The organism is Thiomicrorhabdus heinhorstiae, from assembly GCF_013391765.2.
Lineage (GTDB): Bacteria > Pseudomonadota > Gammaproteobacteria > Thiomicrospirales > Thiomicrospiraceae > Thiomicrorhabdus > Thiomicrorhabdus heinhorstiae.
The window spans coordinates 1-375 of the sequence record NZ_JACBGI020000092.1 but is presented as its reverse complement, the minus strand read 5'-3'; the positions used below and the strand labels follow the sequence as shown (position 1 = coordinate 375).

The 375-nt window shown below is 46.7% G+C and carries 2 protein-coding genes; both read left to right on the top strand.

What is annotated here, in order from left to right:
* The coding region (locus H8792_RS12500; protein ID WP_267463337.1) for a flagellin at positions 1-140 on the top strand (140 nt) is incomplete at its 5' end.
* A gap of 78 nt (positions 141-218) precedes the next feature.
* Positions 219-375 (top strand): flagellin N-terminal helical domain-containing protein (locus tag H8792_RS12495; RefSeq protein WP_456119859.1); only part of this gene is annotated, 157 nt, incomplete at its 3' end.

Genomic DNA, 375 nt, shown 5'->3' with positions numbered 1-375 from the left:
CGAAATCACGCATCCTGGATGCGGACTTTGCGAAAGAGAGTGCCAACCTGGCCAGAACCCAAGTGTTGCAACAAGCCGGAATGAGCATGTTGAGCCAGGCGAACCAGCAGTCACAAAATGTGATGTCGCTGCTCCAGTAATCAGCTAATCGGGTTTTCATGCTTTCCCATTAAAAGAAGCATGGCATAAAACACTATAAGGGTAAAAAGGAGATAGTTATGTCAATGGTAATCAACACCAATATGGGTGCACTAAACGCGAACCGTATTTTGAACCAAACCAGTAATGAACAATCCACAACGATGGAACGTTTGACTTCTGGTAAGCAAATCAACTCTGCAGCGGATAACGCGGCAGGTCTAGCGATCGCCACCG